A 21,132-nucleotide genomic window follows, 5' to 3' on the forward strand; every position below is an offset into this window, starting at 1 on the left:
TTAATAAACAATAAACTAATGTATTTAATAATTAAAGAACTGACCACGTTACAGGAAATGCTTAATAATATAGAAGTAATGCGGTTTTTATATCCCACATTTACTTTAGAAAAATATGAATCGTATTTGGTTGAGATGATACCGCATAATTACAAGCAAGTTGCTATATTCGAAAATGAGGTTTGTGTCGCGGTTTCCGGATTTTGGTCGGGAACAAAACTTTGGTCGGGTAAATACATCGAGATAGATAATTTTATTGTTCATCCGGAACATCGCTCCAAAGGGCTGGGCAAAATGATGACAGATTATATAGATGTAAAAGCTAAAGAAACGGGTTGTACCATGATTGTTTTGGACGCGTTTACGGGAAATTTCACGGCACATCGCTTTTATTACAACCAAGGATATGTCCCAAAAGGATTTCATTTTCTTAAAATTTTAAACGAAGAAGGATTAAGTTAAATTCCCAAAGATGATACGTTGTAAAAGAATAATACTCCTGTTTTTACTTACAATCAGCTTAACTTTTTGTGCCATGAAACTAGAACTTCAAACGGAATTTCCACAGGAAATTAAATCGGTTTATTTTAATAAATGGACTGGGGGACAGGAAGGAACAGCAAACGGAACGGATTTTCATATTGAATTCAAAAAACCGCTTTCCAAGGAAATTAAACTGGATAAAATCTATTTTAGAAATCAGGAATCCAATTTTGAAGAAGTTACTAAAAATACATTTATTGTACATTTTTACCAAAAAAATATGGATTTAATTTTAGACGGTGATACCTTGAAAGAATATGGTAATAAAGCGCCAGTTATAATCAAACCAAAATTTGATTTAAAACCAAATGAAGCTTTATTGGAATATACGATAAATAATGAAACCCAATTTTTTAAAATAATCGATACTAAAGAAAACCCAACTATTGCTTATCCATCAGTAAATAAACCAAAGAATTAGTTATTTTTGTTTTTATAAATATAAATAGATAAATTATTTTGGGATTATATAAAAGCCTTTTCAAACAAACAGCAATTTATGGACTAGCTACGGTTATACCTAGAATGTTCAGTTTTTTACTAGTTCCACTTTATACTGATTTATTGCCAAAAGCCGAGTATGGAAAAGTCTCCATAATTTTTGCTTGGATGATTTTTTTTAACGTTATTCTTGCGTACGGAATGGAAACCGCTTTTTTTAGGTTTTATAATAATGAAACCAATAAGAAATCCATTGTTGAAACAACAATGGTTTCAATTTTTTGGACCTCAATTTGTTTTCTGTTTGGTGCACTTTTATTCCGAAACACATTAGCACAATGGTCCGGAATAGATTCTCAATACATCACTTATACCATTTGGATTATAGCATTGGACGCTTTAGTGATTATTCCGTTTTCAAAATTGAGAGCCTACCAAAAACCGATGGTTTATGCTGCAATTAAGATTGGAAATGTTGTAATTAATCTTTCCTTAAGTGTTTTCTTTTTACTCTTTTTACCCAAAATCGTGGAATCTCATCCTAATGGTTTTTTAGGTTCTCTGTATATTGAAAACTTCCAGATCGGTTATATTTTTTTAGCGAATATTATAGCAAGTTTATTAACATTTGTGGTGCTGTCACCGGATTATTTTTTGTTAAAATGGAAATTCGACGCTGACCTTTGGAAACGAATGATGCGCTACGGATTGCCTATAATGATTGCGGGAATCGCTTTTGCAATCAACGAGCAGTTCGATAAAATTTTGTTGGGGAGATTATTACCGGCTAATATCGCCGAAGCCGAAGTTGGGGTGTATTCCGCCTGTTATAAATTAGGATTATTCATGGTTTTATATAGAACTGCCTATACTTTAGGAATAGAGCCTTTCTTTTTTAGCCATGCTTCAAATAAGGACGCGCCCCAAACCTATGCCACCGTTACTAAATATTTTGTCATTTTTGGCTCCTTTATTTTATTGGGAGTAATCGTTTTTGCCGATCTTTTAAAACAGCTTATGATTCGGGACCCCTCGTATTGGGAAGCCATGAAAGTGGTACCGCTTATTATTCTCGCCAATTTTTTTCTCGGAATTTATACGAATCTTTCTGTTTGGTACAAACTCATCGACAAAACCTATATTGGGGCGTATATCTCCATTGTGGGCGCCATAATAACATTAGTACTCAATTACCTGCTTATTCCAACCATGAGTTATTATGGTTCAGCAATTGCAACCATTGCTGCCTACGGTAGCATGATGTTTATCTCTTACTATTTAGGAAATAAATATTATCCAATTCCGTATGACATAATGAAAATAGGAGGGTATCTTGGTCTTTCAATAGGATTTTCGGCCATTTCTTTCTATGGTTTTCGAGAAAATTATTTTGTTGGAATTCCATTACTACTCACATTTATGTATTTTATATATTACAACGAAAAAGAAATGTTAACCCGAATTTTGAGCCGAAAAAACAACTAGAATTTAACAAAAATCAATTTTAGGAGCTATTTCCTGCTTTTTGCTGTATCTTTTCTTTTTCAAAGAAAAAAGAAAAGGATGCCGCTTCAATCAGGGCTATAACCAAAAAAATCCAAAACAATAGGTAACGGACAAACCTTGACTTGTCCCTTCAAAACAAGAAACAATGACAATAAAAATTATCAATAAATCAGAGCATGCTTTGCCAAACTATGAAACCATAGCTTCGGCAGGAATGGATTTAAGAGCAAACTTAACAGAATCAATAATCCTAAAACCATTGGAAAGAGCCATTGTAAAAACAGGTCTTTTCATAGAATTACCTATAGGTTACGAAGCACAAGTGCGCCCGAGAAGTGGTTTGGCTGCTAAAAAAGGAGTTACAGTTCTTAATTCTCCCGGAACAGTTGATGCCGATTATAGAGGTGAAATAGGAGTAATTTTAGTAAATTTATCCAATGAAGCTTTTGTAGTCGAAAACGGAGAACGCATCGCACAATTGATCATCGCCAAACACGAACGTGCCGAATGGAAGGAAGTTCAAGAATTATCAGAAACTTCAAGAGGTGAAGGCGGTTTTGGAAGTACGGGAGTGAAGTAATAATCAGTGTTCAGTCGCAGTTAGCAGTTTTGAAACGAGAAGATATTTTGTAACAAATTTGAAATAAAAATCCGGTTAATCTGTGGCCAAATAATATAAAAAACCTTCGTAAACTTTGCAGAAAATGCTGCAAAGTTTACGGTAAAAAAAATAACAAATGAAAATAATTGTACCAATGGCTGGGAGAGGTTCCAGATTAAGACCACACACTTTAACCATTCCAAAACCATTAATTCCTATTGCAGGCAAACCTATTGTACATCGTTTGGTAGAAGATATTGCAGCTGTCTTAAATCAAGATATCGAAGAAGTAGCCTTTATCATCCACGAAAGTTTTGGCAAAAAAGTGGAAGAGGAATTAATAGCTATTGCAAAAAAATTAGGCGCCAAAGGAACTATTTACTATCAAAACGAAGCTTTAGGAACAGGTCATGCTATTATGTGTGCCAAAGATTCTTTGAGCGGACCAGCTGTTATTGCTTACGCCGATACTTTAATTCGTGCCGATTTTGATTTAGATCAAAATGCCGACAGTGTTATTTGGGTAAAACAAGTAGATCATCCTGAAGCTTTTGGTGTGATCAACTTAAATGAAGCGAATGAAATAGTCGAACTGGTGGAGAAACCCACGGCATTTGTTTCGGACCTTGCCGTTATCGGAATTTACTATTTTAAAGATGTTGCCGTTTTAAAAGATGAACTTCAATTAGTATTGGATAATAATATTATTCACGGTGGAGAATATCAAATCAATGATGGAATAAAGCAAATGATGGGAAAAGGCATGGTATTTGTTCCCGGTAAAGTAGATGAGTGGATGGATTGTGGAAATAAAAATGTAACCGTGGAAACGAATTCCAGAATGTTAGGGTTCTTACACAATGACGGTGTACATTTGGTTGACTTTAATGTTAAATTAGAAAATTCAACAATTATTCCGCCTTGTTACATTGGGGAAGATGTCGTATTGATAAATACAACCGTTGGTCCAAATGTGTCACTAGGAAATGGATGTCATGTTTCAAACAGTACGATAAAAAATAGCTTGGTTCAAACCCATTCTCATATTAAAAATGCGAATTTGGATAATGCAATGATAGGGAATCACGCCACTTTTGACGGTAATTTTACAACTATAAGTATTGGAGATTATTCGGTGTTGGAATAATTACATCCAAAGTAACGTAAAGGCAAAAAACATTCAATGAAAAAAGTAGCTTTCATAATTCTATTTTTGGTTTTGCAATGCAATTCTACTTTGCTATTGGCGCAAACCGAACCGGAAGAAATTAAGCAAGAAAAAGATCAGTTTCAGGAATTTTTTTATGAAGCATTGCTTCAAAAGGGAATTGAGAATTATGACAAAGCGATTAAAGCTTTGGAACAATGTGTAAAACTACAACCCAATAATGCTATAGTTTATTTCGAATTAGGGAAAAATTATCTGGCATCAAAGGATTATGGAAATGCGTACAGTTCATTTGAACACGCCACACAAATTGATCCTAAAAACAAATGGTTTTGGGTTGGAATGTATGATGTGAGTTATGAAACCACCAATTATAATCAAGCGCTGATAGCCATCAATAAATTAATACCATTTGACGAAAAGTATAAAGAGGATTTAACATCACTTTATATGGGAACAAAGCAATTTGATAAAGCGCTTGATCTCATCAATGAATTGAATGCTACTTTTGGAAAATCTGAAAGAAGGGAATTATACAAAATGCAGATTTTATCGGAAGGTAAATTTCAAAATGTTGAAGAGTCTAATTTAATAGCACAGATTGATAAAAATCCAAAAGAAGAATCTAATTATATTGCATTGATTAATCTGTTTTCCAAGAATAATGAAACTGAGAAAGCATTTGATATAACAAAAAAGTTAGCCGTGGCAATTCCAAATTCTGAATGGGCGCAAGTGAGTTTATTTGAAGTTTATTTGGATAATAATGAAGCTCTTAAAGCTATAAATGCGATGAATATTTCTTTGGCCAGTGCCAAAATAGATTCAAAGATTAAACACAGAATGCTGAACGAATTTTTGATTTTTGTAGATAAAAACCCTCAATATTCCTCTGATTTAGATAAAGCAATTGCCTATTTTGATGCTGACAAAGAAGTGGATGTAGCCAAAGAAATTGGAAAATATTATCACAGTAAAAAGCAATGGACTAAAGCGATTACTTATTATGAAAGCGCATTAAAGAATGGTTCGGCTGAAGATATCGAAATGAATTTGCTTTTGCTTCAAGCGTATACCGAAGTGAAACAATTTGATTTGGTTGCCAAAAAAGCCATAACAATGATTGAAACATTTCCTACGCAACCGCAGTTTTATTATTATTTAGGTTTAGCAAACAATCAATTGCAGCAATTTAAAAAGGCCAAAGAAATCCTCGAAATGGGATTGGATTATCTGGTCGATGACATAACATTAGAAACAAATATCAATATCCAGCTTGGAGAAGCCTATAACGGTTTAGGAGATTTCAAGAAAAAAGAATTGTATTTCTCCAAAGCTAACGAATTATTAAAACAAAAAAAATAATGAAAAAATTTTCAATATTACTGGCACTTCTAACTTTTATGGCTTCGTGTAAATCGAAAGCTATTGTGGCTGAGGCGAGTATAAAATCAAACTATTTGACAGCGGATAAAATAATAGAAAATCATTATAACAATAAAAACAATTTTTCTACATTATATATTAAGTCGAATGCACGGTATGCTGATGACAAACAAACTCAGAATGTTACTGCCGAAATAAAAATAAAGAAAGACCAACAAATTTTGATTAGCATTCGGTTTTTAGGAATTACTATGGCTAAGGCTTTGATTACACCAACTGCAGTAAACTACTATGAAAAAATAAATGGAAGTTATTTTGAAGGAGATTTCAGAGGATTGAGTCAATGGCTTGGAACTGATTTAGATTTTAATAAAATTCAAAATATGTTGTTAGGTGATGCGATAGATGATTTGAATAAAGGAAAATATACAGAATCACTAGTGGAACAGACCTATAGATTGGATGATGTTTCGAATAACAATACTAAAAAATCGTTCTTTTTTGATGCCGATAAATTCTTGGTTAAAAGACAGGAAATAAAACAAACAGCTGAAGATAGAATGATTCAGGTGGCTTATTCCGATAATAAAGTGTACAATGAAGCAACATTGCCTTCAAATGTGTTAATAAATACAGTTCAAAAGAAAGGTAAAACGGAAATTAACTTAGATTACAACACTATCACATTCAATGAAGAACTTTCTTTTCCTTATAGTGTTCCAAATGGGTACAAAAGAATTATAATTAAGTAAATTTGCAAAAAATATTTTTTTAAGATGCCAAAATTTCTCCTTAGCCTAATTTTTATAAGCGTGACTTCACTAATGTGTGGTCAAGCAACACAGCAAGAAAAATTAGAAGAACGAAAAGCCCAGATTCAAAAAGAAATTCGCGAAAATGAAAAGCTATTACAAACCGTAAAGAAAAAAGAAAAAACGGCTGTAAATGTAATTGTTATTCAAAGCAATAAGATAATGCTGAAAGAAAAACTGATAACCACCACCGAAAAGCAAAAAAAGCTTTTGGGGAATGATATGTATATTAATCAGGTTAAAATTAATAAGCTAAAAAAAGAACTGGAAATTCTTAAGGCAGATTATGCTGAAATGATTATAAAGTCCTATAAAAGCCGTTCTGAGGAGAGTAGAGCGATGTTTTTGTTATCTTCTGAAAATTTTTTGCAGGCATATAAAAGGGCACAGTACATGAAACAGTACACGAATTACAGGAAAATGCAAGGCGAAGAAATAAAGACGAAGACGGGAGAACTTGTTGTATACAATGGGAAGCTGAATGTACAAAAAACGGCGAAACAAAAACTTATTGTCGAAAATGAAAAAGAGCGTTTGTCATTAGAAAAAGAGCGACAAGTACAGGAAAAATTAGTCAAATCCATTAAGAAAGATAAAAGTAAGATTCTTGCTGAGATAAAGAAAAAACAACAGGAATCCAGATCGATTGATAGACAAATTGATCGATTAATTCGTCAAGCAATTGCTGAAGCCAATAGAAAAGCCGCAATGGAAAGGGCGATGGAAAAAGCAAAAGCCGAATCGCTAGCCGGATCAAAAACAGAAACAAAAACAGAAATAAAAACACGGGCTAAAGAAATTGTTTCCTCATCCTCAGTATCTTCCTCAAAAATAGAACTGACTGCAGAGACAAAATTAATTGCTGATAATTTTAGAGCCAATAGAGGTAAATTGCCTTGGCCAGTAGAAAAAGGATTTGTGTCATTGGGATATGGAGATCAGGCGCATCCTGTTTATAAAACCTTAGTTATTCACAATAGTGGGGTAGAAATCACTACGGACCAAGGATCAAGCGCAAGAGCTGTTTTTGGAGGAGAAGTAACCAGCGTAATTGTTTTATCTCCAATAAATAAAGCGGTAATGATACAACACGGAGATTTTTTTACGGTTTATCAGAATTTAAGTTCTGTGTTTGTAAGCAAAGGAGATAAAGTAAGTACCAAACAGAGCCTTGGAAAAGTAAGAACCAATAGTGAAGGAAGAACTATAATTAAATTTTTAATTCTTCAAAACACCACGTATAACAATCCTCAAAGTTGGTTGTTTAATATGTAATAATAGATTGGAATCGAAGCAGATTCCAGTTTTATGTTTAGCTAAAAAAGCGAATCAAAAAGTAATAATTTGATTCGCTTTTTTTGTGCCGAGTATTTTGATTATTGTTGCTTTTCGAATAATTGACACGAATTAACATTTGGTACTCGATAGTTTTGGTTTATTTAAAATAAGTGGGGTATAAAAATAAAATCGTAAGAAAGTAATTTCTGTTATCCAAAAAAAAGCGTCAACATACAATAAATTGTAGGTTGCTGTTTATTCGAAATAAAAAAATCCCCGTTATTATAGATTTAATAACGGGGATTCGTATGTACTTTATGTAAATAACCGTGTCTGATTCTTTTATTTAAAAGAAGATTTTATGGCTTTCATTACACTTGGAGTAGACCATTGGCCCGCCACAATAATACGTCTGATTGTGTATAGCGGATCAATTGAATCTCTTTTAGTAGCCAATATAAATGCCATTTGGTATCCGCTCTTTTTTATTTCTGGTATTGCTTTTTTGTTCCACAAACCAAAAGGATAAGCAAAATAAGTCACTGGTTTACCAATGATGTCTTCGAGTTTCTTTTTGGGTTTTACCAATTGCGTATCCCAGTCTTCCCCAGCGTATTTAGTGACCATGTGATGGTCCCAAGTATGCGCTGCAACAGTATTTCCGCTGTCAGATAGACTTTTAATTTGCTCTTTTGTCAAATAGTTAGGGCGGTTGATAGAAACGGTCATTACAAAGAATACCCCTTTGAAGCCGTATTTTTTCATCTCGGGAGCGCCTATACTGTATTGTTCTCCACGCGTATCGTCAAATGTGATCATTACAGGATTTGCAGGTAACGGAGCATCATGAACTAAATATTCATACAATTGATTAGGTAAAATAGTATGATACCCTTCGTCAGACAACGCTTTCATTTGCTGGGCAAAATTGGTTGGAGTTACAGTATACATTCTTGTCATTTCACCTGCATTGGCATCTATATTCTTAATATTATGATAGCACAATATGGGCACTTCTTTTTTGGAAAGAATGGTCGCAGCATTAGCCATTGCTTTTTTAGGTGCTATTATTTTCACTGGAGTAGTAATAATGGGGATTTCCTTCGTTATTTTACGAGGTTCTGATTGACAACCTAATAATAAAAAAAGACCTATAAAAACTAAAAACGGAATATTTTTCATAATTGAATATTGTATTATTGGTATTGAATATAGATAGGTTTAGGAGTGAATTTCATCAATTCTGCCGGCGTGTACATTACCCAATTTTTTCTGATATCATTTTTATAGAATAATTTAAAACCGGTAAACTGAACGGGTTCTCTATAAATATAACTCCTGTAACTATCTTTTTTCAAGACCTTGTCGCCAAAACCATCCATATCCATCACAATTTGAACTTCGGGTACGGTTTTGATTTCTTTATATTTTTTTACCATTCCTTGGGTAAAACGGTGTACTACCAATACTTTGGGAGTTAATTTGTTTTTACGCACGATGTTTGCCAAAATGTCAATGGCGTCATTAATATCTGCGGCAGTAAAATACCCAATTTTAGAACCAGGACGTTCTCCGTTTTTCATCGAAAATTCGGGATCAATTCCTAAATGTACATTTGGTAACGCAAGATATTTCTCCAGTTCAGCTACTTCGGCTTTAACGGTGCTGTGTCCCACTTGAATATCTAAAAACACCAAGGCGTTAATTGGCTTAGCCCAACTCAATATAGTATCTATTTGTTTAAAAGGCATTCGCATTCTGTGTTTGTTATCCTTACCAGGCGCACCTTGAGCAGTGACTGCGATATAATGCAATGCAGGAATTGTTTTCACGGAAGGATCGACTGCCTGCCATTTGGCTATTTCACCTTGTAATTTTTTAATCATTTCATTTCTGGGAAGTTCACCTAAAATCCCCATTCTTGTGGAATATAAATTTCCGTAATAAGCAATAATACGGTTGTATGGCAAAAGTGCCCCTGGTAAAGGATATGGTGCTTTTACCGGCCATCTGCCAGTAGTATCATTATTACTTAATGCCACCATTCTTTTGTTATAGTCAGTGGTATCAATAGAAAGAACTTGTTTTTTGGCTAAGGTATCAAGCTGTTTTTCTGTTTTTTTTTCTTCTCCGTTTATTGAATCAGAGGCTTTGCCACGATTACAACTGGATACAAAAAATAAAAAGGGAAGTATAAGTAATGCGATAACTGGCTTTTTCATAAATAAATGGTTTTAGTTTTCAATACAAATATATAGTATTTTGTGTGCGGCTTGTCAATTATTAAGCTATCTAAAGACTATTTTTTTTATATAATTCACGGATTCAGTTTGCGAAATTTAGGTTGTTAGAATTTTAATAAGAATTGGATTGTAGAGAAAATTCATTTGGATTAAACATGTGTATTTCTTTTTTATACCAGTCTTCAATCTTGAATTAAATTTTAAAAACAATTAAAAATAGTTAATTAATACTAACTTAAAAGGATTTTTACAGAATAAATAGTTGTTTTTAAAACGTATTTATATAAATTGCGAATTACAATTAATTAAAGTGGTATGTCAGAAATAGATGCAGAACGGGCTCGGTTAAAATTAAGGAAGGATAATAAAGGTTGGAAAAAGTGGGGGCCTTATTTAACAGAAAGACAATGGGGAACGGTTAGGGAAGATTATTCACAAAACGGTGACGCTTGGAATAATATTACCCACGACATGGCACGATCTAAAGCGTATCGATGGGGGGAAGAGGGTATTGGTGGAATTTCGGATAACAAGCAACATATTTGTTTTGCTTTCGCTTTTTGGAACCACAATGACCATATTTTAAAAGAACGGTTTTTTGGTCTGACAGGAAATGAATCAAATCATGGGGAAGATGTTAAAGAATTATATTTCTATCAAGATTCTACGCCAACCCATTCGTACCAAAAAATGCTTTACAAGTATCCTCAGGCTGCTTTTCCCTATGAAAAACTGATTAATGAAAGTAAAAAAAGGACGCGTCTTGAACCGGAATATGAATTGCTGGACACAGGGATTTTTGATAAAGATGCCTATTTTGATATTTCTATTGAATATGCAAAAGCCGATGAACAAGATATATTAATTAAAGTTACGGTAGAAAACAGATCAAATATCCCAGCTCCCCTGACGGTTTTGCCAACTCTATGGTTTAGGAATACCTGGTGCTGGGGATATGAAAAATATAGTCATAAACCAATATTAACGGGTATTGGAAAGTCCATAATTGAAGTAAATCATCGATTAGTAGGACATTTTAAATTATACGCTGAAAAGGCAAAAGAAATTTTGTTCTGTGATAATGAAACAAATTTTGAGAGGCTATATAACTCTGCTAATCCCACAAATTATACTAAAGATGGTATAAATGATTATATTGTAAATAATGATAAAGAAGCCGTAAATCCAAATCACATTGGTACAAAAGCTTCGGTAAAATATGACGATGTAATTCCTGCTAACGGGAAAAAGGTCTATCGTATGCGATTTACGAATCAAACCCCAAGTGATGCTTTTGTGGATTTTGATTCTATTTTTGAAAAACGACTTGTTGAGGCCGATGAATTTTATGCCAGTCTTCAAAAAGGAATTGAAGAGGAAAAGTTGAGGTCTGTACAACGTCAGGCCTATGCTGGAATGCTTTGGACAAAACAATGGTATTATTACAATGTGCTGGAATGGATAAAGGGCGATCCATCCATGCCAAAACCGGATTTGAATAGAAAGGACGGACGAAATAGTTCCTGGAAACACATGTATACTTCCAATATTCTATCGATGCCAGATAAATGGGAATATCCTTGGTTTGCGGCTTGGGATTTAGCATTTCATACGTTGCCTTTAGCTCGTCTTGATCCTGAATTTGCAAAAAGACAATTGTCTGTTATCTTGAGGGAATATTATATGCATCCTAATGGTCAAATACCAGCCTACGAATGGTCATTTTCAGATGTAAATCCTCCAGTTCATGCTTGGGCAACTTGGAAGGTTTATGAAATAGACAAGGAAATGAATGGTGGAAAAGGAGACATTGTTTTCTTGGAACGTATTTTCCATAAATTGTTATTAAATTTCACATGGTGGGTGAATCTGAAGGATGAAGGTGGGAATAATATTTTTGGTGGTGGATTCCTTGGAATGGATAATATTGGAGTTTTTGACCGTTCAGCAGCTTTGCCAACTGGCGGACATTTAGAGCAAGCTGACGGAACAGGTTGGATGGCAATGTACAGCTTAAATATGTTGCGAATTGCTTGTGAAATCTCTCTTGAAAATCCTGTTTATCAAGATATGGCTTCTAAATTCTTCGAGCACTTTTTGCATATTGCAGGTGCAATGCAGGCCATTGGTGGCGATCAATTAAATCTTTGGGATGAAGATGACCAGTTTTACTATGACATGCTTCATAAAGAGAATGGCGAAGCCGAACTTTTAAAAGTGCGTTCCATGGTAGGGTTAATCCCTTTATTTGCGGTCGAAGTTTTAAATGCTGAATTGTTAGAAAAATTACCAGATTTTAAACGCCGTGTCGAATGGGTATTGAATAACCGTCCTGATTTAGCAAGTTTAATCTCCAGTTGGTATCAACCCGGAAAAGGCGAGACCCGTTTGCTTTCCATTCTTCGAGGTCATCGAATGAAAATGATCATGAAACGGATGTTTGATGAAACGGAGTTTTTATCCGATTTTGGAATTCGTTCGTTATCCAAATATCATAAAGAACATCCTTATAAATTTACGTATGAAGGAGGAACAGTTCAGGTCGATTATACCCCAGCCGAGGCTACAGGAGATATGTTTGGCGGAAATTCAAATTGGAGAGGCCCTATTTGGTTTCCAATGAATTATTTGATTTTAGACTCTTTAGAAAAATTCTCAAGTTATTATGGAAACGACTATGAAGTTGAATTCCCTACTAACTCAGGGCAAATGATGAGTATAAAACAAGCAGCAGAAGGAGTTTCTAAGCGATTATTATCTCTCTTTATTCCGGATAGCAACAAGAAAATTCCAATGTATGGCGAATATGAGAAGTTTCAAAATGACCCCGTTTTCAACAAAAACCACTTGTTTTTTGAATACTTTGACGGGGATACCGGTAAAGGTTTAGGCGCCAATCACCAAACAGGGTGGACTGGACTGATCTCAGAAATTATCCGACAGTTATATGTTAAATAAGAATTGAAGTCAAAAAATAAAAAGACGATTAGCAATGATCGTCTTTTTTTAATATATTATCCCGTCCTAAAATTTGGAATCAAAACCCTAATTTTATTCGGCTCAGCCAAATGCTGATTTGATTTACGGCTTAATTGCTGCCACTTCTTTTTCGGTAACTATTTTACTCTGTTTGTTGCTCCATGATTTCATTATATAATTCATCACATCAGCCACTTCTTGATTAGAGAGTCCCATGGCAGGCATGCTACTATTAAACTTCTTTTTATTAACAACAATTTCGCCACTTTGTCCAAATTTAATAGCACGGATACTTTGGACTCTTTTTTTTGTCAGCCAGTCAGAACCGTCTAGAGGAGGGAAATTTTTGTTGTCTCCTTTGCCATTTATACCATGACACTGTATACAAAAATCAGTATAGATTTCTTTTCCAGGTGTTTGGTTTTGTGCAACCACTTTATCTTTATTTGCATGATTGGCAATAATATAGTGGTTTTTAGAAATGGGATTTTCAAAATAAAATGATCCCAACAAAAGCAGGCTAAAGCCAAAAAATAGTTTACTTGTCAACATAGATTAATTAGGTATAATTTTGAGTATTCCTTTTCCTTCAACCGCGATGTAAATATAACCGTCCGGACCTTGTGCCACATTGCGCAAACGCCCAATGTCTGTGGCAATTTTTTGTCGTCCGATTACTTCGTCGCCTTTCAATTTCACCAATTCTAGATATTGAAATTTTAAGGATCCAACAAGTAAATGCCCTTTCCAATTAGGATAACGGTCGCTGGTTACAAATACCATTCCGCTTGGTGCGATAGATGGCAGCCAATAGTAAATGGGCTTTTCTATTCCCGGTTTTTCTTTTTCGGTACTAATAGTAGTTCCATCATAATCTATACCATAAGTAACTACGGGCCAGCCGTAATTTGCTCCTTTTTTTATAATGTTGATTTCATCTCCACCTTGAGGTCCGTGCTCGTGTGCCCAAATGGCTCCTGTTATCGGGTTTTTTGCCATTCCTTGCGGATTTCTGTGACCATTTGAATAGATCGCTTCCTTCGCCTCTGGCTGACCTACAAAAGGATTGTCCTTAGGGATGGTCCCATCATCATTTAATCGGTATATTTTTCCGCCATCGCGTTTGATATCTTGTGGATTTACAAAATGGTTACCACGCTCTCCTGCTGAGAAGTACAAATATCCATCGTTATCAAATGCAATCCGGGAACCAAAATGTTGGCCTTTTGTGGTGTTGGGAGTAGCTTTATAAAGTGATTCTATGTGGGTTAGACTTCCGTCCAGTAATTTTGCTCGAATGAGTTTGGTATTACCGCCTTCACCCTCACCTTCACTAGAGGAATAGGTCATATACAACCAACCATTTTTAGCATAGTTAGGATGTAAAACGATGTCTAATAAGCCACCTTGTCCACGAGAATATACTTTGGGAACATTTTTTATTTCAGTTTTTGTGCCGTTTTTGATTTGGTAAAGAACACCGCTTTTTTCTGTGACTAGCATCGTTCCATCAGGCAACCAAGTCATTCCCCATGGTATCGCAATATCAGAAGCAACAGTTTCAAGAGTATAATTTTTTACTTCTTCCTGAATGGAAATATCGTTTGGTTTTACTTGAGCTTCGCAACTGAAAAAAATGGAAGAAAGAATCGAAAGTGTAACCAGTGTGATTTTTTTTTTCATGAGTTTAATTTTAGTCCTGTTTGAATAGAAATCTTTTAAAGATAGTAAAAACAGGATCTATTTATGCCATCATTTTTAAACTTTGATAAAGAATGATTGCATAAGTAAGGATAAGTATTTTTATTTCAGTTTGTTAGATAGGAATATCACACAAAACATCAGATAAAATAATTTTAATTAAATAAACTTTTTTTGATTCCCATTTCTAATCCTCGTAATTCAGCAAGACCACGTAAACGACCGATTGCAGAATATCCAGGATTTGTTTTTTTATTTAAATCATCCAACATTTGATGTCCGTGATCAGGACGCATTGGGATTATATTTTTTGTTTCTTTTTCTTTGTTGAGTATTGCTTTTACAACAGCATACATATCCACATTACCTTCTAAATGATTGGCTTCATAAAAACTTCCGTCACTTTCTCTTTGGGTACTTCTTAAATGAATAAAATTCATTTTATCACCGTTACGATCAATGATACCAGCAAGATCATTATCGGGTCTTACTCCATAAGAACCGGTACACATAGTAAAACCATTTGAAGGAGAATCGACAACGTTTAGCATTTCAATCAAATCGACTTCGGTACTTACCACTCTCGGTAAACCAAGGATTGGAAATGGAGGATCATCCGGATGAATTGCCATTTTTACCTGAACACTTTCAGCAACCGGAATGATTTCTTTCAAGAAATAATAAAGATTTGCTTTTAGTGTAGCAGCGTCAATGTTTTTATAAGCGTCTAAAACTTTCAGAAATTCTTGAACACTATATGCTTCTTCGGCACCAGGTAAACCCGCAAGAATATTTTGCTGTAGTTTCACTTTGTCAGCGTCGCTCAATTCTTTAAAACTAGCAGCTGCAGCAGCAATTCTTTCGGCTGAATAATCTTTCTCTGTTTCGGGTCTTTTAAGAATAAATAAATCAAAAGCTGTAAATTGATTGATGTCAAATCGCAATGCTTTTGACCCATCAGGCATTTCATACTCTAAATCAGTTCTGGACCAATCCAATACGGGCATGAAATTATAGCATACTGTATGTATTCCGCAAGCAGCAAGGTTTTTGATACTTTGCTTGTAGTTTTCAATATATTGTAGGTAATTCCCTGTTTGTTTTTTAATATCTTCGTGAACCGGAATACTTTCTACAACTGACCATTGAAGGCCAGTTAGTGTACTATCAACATCAGAATTTTTAAAAGTAATTGTATCTTTTCTTTTTAAAATTTCGGCTATTTCCCATACTTCTCCATTAGGAATATGATGTAATGCAGTCACTATACCAGTAGCTCCAGCTTGTGCTATATCAGATAATTTAACGGTATCATTAGGTCCGAACCATCTCCATGTTTGTTCCATTTTTGGTGTTTTTTATTTATATTTTACTTGTTTATATACTTGTAACTCCAAATCCCCCGTCAACATTTACAATAATTCCGGTGATGAATTTTGAAGCATCACTACACAACCAAATTAGAGTTCCACCCAAATCTTCAGGATTACCAAATCTTCGCATTGGCGTTTGCTCGATGATTTTTTTTCCTCTGGCTGTCAAACCTCCGTCAGGTTCTAGCAATAAAGCTCTATTTTGCTCTCCAATAAAAAATCCTGGGGCTATCGCATTTACTCGTATTCCTTCGCCAAATTTAGTAGCCATTTCAACAGCCATCCATTTGGTAAAATTATCGATTGCCGCTTTTGAAGCGGAATACCCAACTACACGAGTCAATGGACGTTGCGCTGTTGCGGAAGAAATATTAATAATTACCCCTTGTTTTTGGTTCGCAAAAATTTCTGAAAAAACTTGTGTTGGCACTATAGTACCAATAATATTTAAGTCTACTACTTTTTGTAAATCTACAGTCTGCATATTAAAAATAGTACTATCCGGAGCTATAGTGGCTCCTGGAACATTTCCTCCGGCTGCATTGATTAAAATATCAAGGCGCCCGTATTTTTCTAGTATTAAATCTTTTACTTTTTCAAGTGATGGTTTATCAAGCACATTGGCAGCCACAGCAAAAGCTTCTCCACCATTAGCCTTTATTTTATTGACAACGATATCAGCTTTGGCTAAAGTTGATCCCATTATCACTGCTATCGCTCCCGCTTTCGCCAAGAATTCACCCATTTGACCTCCTAAAACTCCAGATCCTCCAGTGACTAAAGCTATTTTTCCTTTTAAATTGAATAAATTATCCATGTTATATTATTATTTTTATTGATCAAGTTTATAAAAAGTTGGCATGCCATACCAAATCAGTTTTTGTTCTTGAGTTGGTAATTGCGAAATATATACCTCCAGCGTTTTTACAACTAACTTATAATTTGCGACAACATTGCAAACGGGCTAATCAGAACCAAACATTAGGTTTTCTTTCAAAAATTTTTCATAAATTACATCGAAATATGGTTTTTTATCATCCGCTGTCCAGGAATACCAGTTCGCCTCAGTAACCATTCCCGAAATTTTACACATTACATTTTCTGCTTTCGCTAATTCCGTGATGTTCTCTTTCCAGGATTGAATTGTCCCTGATTTTATGTCAGGCTTAGCAATATGGTCCAATACAAAAGCTTGCTCCGGAAAACGATTGACCAGATTTATTGCTGATGAACTTCAGCTCCTTGCTTTGCGAATAAGGCTGAAATTACCTTTCCTATTCCGCGTCCTCCACCGGTAACCACTGATTTTTATTTTGTAATGAAAACATACTTTTTTTCTTAGATTTAAAATTTTAAACTTCTCATAGCGATTTTCCACATTGCTATGGAATAAAATCGTCTTTATTTAACTGCGCTGCTTTGGAACATTATCTGGAACTTTCCTGTAAAACACAGAAAAAGAATATACAGGTAATTGAAGATAAAGATCAGCAACCAATTTTATATTTGTCAAAAACACTTTTATTTCCGTAATCGATTGCATGATTACGAATAAAATATTTTAATAAAATTAATTAAGAATTTAGCAGGCTAAAGATATAAGATTAAATTATCTTTTTTAGTTCAAAATTAGTATTGTTTAATTATCATTGTTTTTTAACAAAAACTAAAAAATATCTTGTCAAAACGATTGTTTTTTTGCTTAAAATTACTATGATGAATTTTAATTAATCTTTTTAAAAAAAGTTTTTAAAAAAGAATAGCCTACTAAAAATTTGAGGACTGGGCCTAAAAAAACCACCTACGGAGTTATAGGTGGTTCAAATATAATTTATTAGATCTTATTATTTCCTAACGATGTATTTTTGGGTTCGGTTATCTTTGATTACTCCTTTCCAGTTTAATCCGAAACCAAAATCATACACATTTCCGTTAGTGTCTACATAAGGAGTCATGTCGTGAGGAACATCTTCCATTTGTTTTTCAACAGTAGACATGTTCAATGGCATTTGTAAAGGCAATAATCCAGAAGGTTCTGTTTTTCCAGAAATAATATCCATTAAAGCTTCTACTTGCACACCAAATTCACCCACTATTGCATCAACTTCTTTTTCAAATTCACCAAAAACCATTGGGTTAGAAATATTTACAGATACGAGTACCGGTTTCCCGTTCATCGCTTTTTTAGTTTCCAGGATCGTATTTAAATCGGGGTATGAATTTGATTTAGACGTTTTATTCAAATACGAGCGGTTTGTAATCGTTGGATCAATCACAGGATCTCCGGCAGCAATACTTTGCGCTCTGGCATCTACAGCCTTATACTCTTTTAACTGTAAACTAATTGGCACATATCCATTTCCACCGGCTTCTCTATCGGCTCTGTTGTATCCGCCACTGATAGGACTTTTGATAAATACGATGGCAAAATCAGCTTTTGCAGGATCATTCGTTACGGTATAATATTTTTTAATCAATTCTAAATTAATCGGATATTCAATTTTTTCGGGAGCTGGTTGTCCAAAAAAGTTGATTCCCGCAGGAGTAACTCTTTTCGGTATGTAAACGGTCTTTCCTTTTGCAATTGGTAGGGTCTTATTCTGATTTTTAATCATTACAATAGATTTCAACTGGGTGTCAAAACCGGCTTTCATAAATTCAGGTTGTCCTACTATTGCTTTGGTCTCATTAGCATCTAAATAAGAATTTTCGAATAATCCCACTCTAAAAATATTCAAAAGTAAACGAACTGCTGATTGCTCAAAACGCTTGCGCATAAATGGTTCTCCGTGTTCCTTTATACCCATTTGGTACGCTTCAAGCACGGGCTTGATGTCATTATTTCCGCCAAATTGATCCACGCCAGCCATCATAACTTTGTAATGTCTTTCGGCCACACTTAATTTTTCAACACCCCATGATTTACCCGCAAAGACATCAGGTGTAGGTCCTTCATTGGCAGTAATCAACCAATCGGTGCAAACCACTCCGTCGTAACCGTATTTGTTTCTTAATAAATCAGTAATTATGTATTTACTAAATCCGTTTCCAACATTCTCACCGTATTTTTTATCCTGACCATACGAAATCGTATAATACGGCATCACCGCCGATGCTTTTTTAGTTTTTCCATTCAATTTAAAAGCGCCTTCTAAAAAGGTTTTTAAGTGAGTTTCAAAATTATTTCCTGGATACACTGCAAATTTTCCATACGCAAAATGGCCATCACGACCTCCTTCCTCCGGACCTCCGCTTGGCCAATGTTTTACCATTGCGTTAACACTTTGATTTCCCCATCCTTCATAAACAGCAATTGATTTTGTTGAGGTTTGAAAGCCATCCACATAGGCTCTTGCCATGTCTGTAGCCAGTTTTGGGTCTTCGCCAAAAGTACCCACAAAACGATTCCATCTTGGTTCTGTCGCTAGATCAATCTGTGGTGATAAGGCTGTTGTAATTCCTAGTGCTCTGTATTCCTTAGCTGCAATGGATCCAAATTTTTCTACAATAGCAGGTTCAAAAGTTGCGGCTAATCCCAATTCTTCAGGCCATTGTGATATAGAACCACCTGATCCGGCATTGTATTCGGAATCTTTATTGGCTCCATTCCTTGGGTCAGAACTGTTATTGGATGGAATTCCCATTCCAATCCCCTCCACTAATGTTTGTATGTTGTTATTCCATTCTGCCGCAATTATCGGGCTCTGAACCGAAGTCATTAACACATGACGTAAATTATCTTTGGTTAAAAATGCAGTTTGTTGATCCGACAAATCCGAAGGTTTTGCAGCACTTTTAGAAAATGGTTTTTCATTATAGGTTCCGGTAAACATTCCTGCTTCCTGCGCGGGTATCGCTTGATGCCTGCTGTATAACATTAAACCCGCGATTTGCTCCACCGTCATTTTAGCAGCAAGATCCTTGGCACGTTCCGCTACTGGTTTTCTCCAATCTTCATAAATATCTAACCTGCCATTTTTGTTCAAATCTTTAAAAGCTAAACCATTCACTTGTATGATTTTAACTCCTGATTTGGGTGAATAGCCTAATGTTTGGCCTCCTTTATTTTGAATAATACTGTAAGAATTTTTAGGAGTTTCCGTCCATTTTTTTTGGGCATACATTTGCGTTCCCACAAGTAAAATTAACGCGGGTAATAGTATTCTTTTTCTCATATTTTGATTCTTTTATTTGGTAATTAAATAGCTAAATTATAGTGGTTTATGTTTTTTAATCCTGTTTTTAAAGGGCTAAATTGTAATCAAACTGCTTTCTGATTCTGTCGAATTAACGAAAACGATTTCAAATATAATAAATAATGTGTCGTATCAACACAATGAAATAAAAATATTTTTTAATTTTTATTTGGAACGTATTAAAAATAAACCTCTTAACGGTCATTTTCTCTTTAAATGTAATCCCAGATGCTTTCCCAGTTACGCCGAATTAAATGGAAGTTTTTTAATCATCTTTTTTTTAATCGTATTTTTATCCGGTTATAAAAAAAAGGAGATATGGAAGAAATTTTAAGACGACAAATTGAGAAAATTATACAATTAACAGATGACGAATTTCAATTGGTACTCTCTTACTTTTCGATTGGTAAATATAAAAAACATCAATATATAGTTCAGCAGGAAAATCCTGTTCCGTATGTTCATTTTGTTGTAAAAGGGCTGTTGAAATCTTTTTATGTAGACAAATCAGGGAAGAATCATATTTTGCAATTTGCCATGGAGGACTGGTGGATAACGGATAATCAGGGTTTTTATAATGAACAGAATGCCACGCTCAATATTGACTGTTTAGAAGACGCGCAAACTTATTATATCACACTTGATAACAGAGAAAAACTGTGTATCGAGTTGCAGAAAATGGAATTCTTCTTCTTGCAAAAAATGACCGCGGGTAATATTGCGCTTCAAAACCGAATCCTTTCGCTAATGAGCAAGAATTCAGAGGAACGATACACACAATTTATCCAATTATATCCTGATTTGATTCACCGAATTCCGAAAACTCTGATAGCTTCCTATCTTGGTATTTCACGAGAAACATTGAGTCGTTTATCGCATTGACGTGATATAGATCACAAATTATA

General features: G+C 34.6%; 18 protein-coding genes. 10 read left to right on the forward strand and 8 right to left on the reverse strand.

Going from position 1 to position 21,132, the window contains the following annotated elements:
* The first annotated feature begins 18 nt into the window (after positions 1-18).
* The 8 genes from ACM55G_RS02075 (at position 19) to ACM55G_RS02110 (ending at position 7,732) form a co-directional block, all read left to right on the forward strand.
* On the forward strand, positions 19-462 hold the full coding sequence (locus ACM55G_RS02075; RefSeq protein ID WP_416842243.1) for a GNAT family N-acetyltransferase: 444 nt from the start codon (positions 19-21) through the stop codon (positions 460-462).
* Positions 463-535: 73 nt separating this feature from the next.
* A complete protein-coding gene (locus tag ACM55G_RS02080) occupies positions 536-964 on the forward strand; it encodes a hypothetical protein (RefSeq protein WP_416842244.1) in 429 nt (142 codons plus the stop codon).
* Between the two features lie 38 nt (positions 965-1,002).
* Positions 1,003-2,469 (forward strand): lipopolysaccharide biosynthesis protein, encoded by a 1,467-nt coding sequence (locus ACM55G_RS02085; RefSeq protein ID WP_416842245.1) that lies wholly within the window; start codon positions 1,003-1,005, stop codon positions 2,467-2,469.
* Positions 2,470-2,635: 166 nt separating this feature from the next.
* Positions 2,636-3,070 (forward strand): dUTP diphosphatase, encoded by a 435-nt coding sequence (gene dut / locus ACM55G_RS02090; protein ID WP_416842246.1) that lies wholly within the window; start codon positions 2,636-2,638, stop codon positions 3,068-3,070.
* A 157-nt stretch (positions 3,071-3,227) separates the two neighbouring features.
* Positions 3,228-4,238 carry a sugar phosphate nucleotidyltransferase gene (locus ACM55G_RS02095; protein ID WP_416842247.1) on the forward strand — a complete coding sequence of 337 codons (1,011 nt, stop codon included), beginning with the start codon at positions 3,228-3,230 and terminating at the stop codon, positions 4,236-4,238.
* A 36-nt stretch (positions 4,239-4,274) separates the two neighbouring features.
* Entirely contained in the window at positions 4,275-5,624 is a 1,350-nt protein-coding gene (locus tag ACM55G_RS02100; protein WP_416842248.1) for a tetratricopeptide repeat protein, read from the forward strand.
* Entirely contained in the window at positions 5,624-6,397 is a 774-nt protein-coding gene (lolB1, locus tag ACM55G_RS02105; RefSeq protein WP_416842249.1) for a lipoprotein insertase outer membrane protein LolB1, read from the forward strand. Before ACM55G_RS02100 ends, lolB1 begins: the two co-directional genes overlap by 1 nt.
* A gap of 24 nt (positions 6,398-6,421) precedes the next feature.
* Positions 6,422-7,732 (forward strand): murein hydrolase activator EnvC family protein, encoded by a 1,311-nt coding sequence (locus tag ACM55G_RS02110; protein WP_416842250.1) that lies wholly within the window; start codon positions 6,422-6,424, stop codon positions 7,730-7,732.
* A gap of 345 nt (positions 7,733-8,077) precedes the next feature.
* Here the strand turns inward: ACM55G_RS02110 and ACM55G_RS02115 are convergent, their stop codons facing one another.
* Together ACM55G_RS02115 and ACM55G_RS02120 are read right to left on the reverse strand one after the other, a co-directional pair.
* Positions 8,078-8,917 (reverse strand): polysaccharide deacetylase family protein, encoded by an 840-nt coding sequence (locus tag ACM55G_RS02115; protein ID WP_416842251.1) that lies wholly within the window; start codon positions 8,915-8,917, stop codon positions 8,078-8,080.
* 14 nt (positions 8,918-8,931) lie between these two features.
* Positions 8,932-9,957 (reverse strand): hypothetical protein, encoded by a 1,026-nt coding sequence (locus tag ACM55G_RS02120; protein ID WP_416842252.1) that lies wholly within the window; start codon positions 9,955-9,957, stop codon positions 8,932-8,934.
* A gap of 336 nt (positions 9,958-10,293) precedes the next feature.
* On the opposite strand from ACM55G_RS02120, the gene ACM55G_RS02125 reads away from it, so the two are divergent.
* Positions 10,294-12,936: an MGH1-like glycoside hydrolase domain-containing protein gene (locus tag ACM55G_RS02125; RefSeq protein ID WP_416842253.1), complete on the forward strand. Its 2,643-nt coding sequence runs from the start codon at positions 10,294-10,296 to the stop codon at positions 12,934-12,936.
* A gap of 123 nt (positions 12,937-13,059) precedes the next feature.
* Here ACM55G_RS02125 and ACM55G_RS02130 read toward each other — a convergent pair whose 3' ends face one another.
* The 6 genes from ACM55G_RS02130 to ACM55G_RS02155 form a co-directional block, all read right to left on the reverse strand.
* Positions 13,060-13,509, reverse strand: a complete 450-nt coding sequence (locus tag ACM55G_RS02130) for a c-type cytochrome (protein WP_416842255.1) — start codon at positions 13,507-13,509, stop codon at positions 13,060-13,062.
* Between the two features lie 3 nt (positions 13,510-13,512).
* The gene (locus ACM55G_RS02135) at positions 13,513-14,640 is read right to left on the reverse strand and encodes a PQQ-dependent sugar dehydrogenase (RefSeq protein WP_416842256.1); all 1,128 of its coding nucleotides are present in this window, start codon (positions 14,638-14,640) and stop codon (positions 13,513-13,515) included.
* 173 nt (positions 14,641-14,813) lie between these two features.
* Positions 14,814-16,004, reverse strand: a complete 1,191-nt coding sequence (gene uxuA, locus ACM55G_RS02140; RefSeq protein ID WP_416842257.1) for a mannonate dehydratase — start codon at positions 16,002-16,004, stop codon at positions 14,814-14,816.
* A gap of 31 nt (positions 16,005-16,035) precedes the next feature.
* Positions 16,036-16,848 carry an SDR family oxidoreductase gene (locus ACM55G_RS02145; protein ID WP_416842258.1) on the reverse strand — a complete coding sequence of 271 codons (813 nt, stop codon included), beginning with the start codon at positions 16,846-16,848 and terminating at the stop codon, positions 16,036-16,038.
* A 147-nt stretch (positions 16,849-16,995) separates the two neighbouring features.
* On the reverse strand, positions 16,996-17,253 hold the full coding sequence (locus ACM55G_RS02150; RefSeq protein ID WP_416842771.1) for an amidohydrolase family protein: 258 nt from the start codon (positions 17,251-17,253) through the stop codon (positions 16,996-16,998).
* A 622-nt stretch (positions 17,254-17,875) separates the two neighbouring features.
* Positions 17,876-20,206, reverse strand: coding sequence for a glycoside hydrolase family 3 protein (locus ACM55G_RS02155; RefSeq protein ID WP_416842259.1), 2,331 nt, complete (start codon positions 20,204-20,206; stop codon positions 17,876-17,878).
* A gap of 339 nt (positions 20,207-20,545) precedes the next feature.
* On the opposite strand from ACM55G_RS02155, the gene ACM55G_RS02160 reads away from it, so the two are divergent.
* Positions 20,546-21,109: a Crp/Fnr family transcriptional regulator gene (locus tag ACM55G_RS02160; protein ID WP_416842260.1), complete on the forward strand. Its 564-nt coding sequence runs from the start codon at positions 20,546-20,548 to the stop codon at positions 21,107-21,109.
* Positions 21,110-21,132 lie beyond the last annotated feature (23 nt).

The sequence above is a fragment of the Flavobacterium algoriphilum genome (assembly GCF_048158655.1).
Classification (GTDB): domain Bacteria; phylum Bacteroidota; class Bacteroidia; order Flavobacteriales; family Flavobacteriaceae; genus Flavobacterium; species Flavobacterium algoriphilum.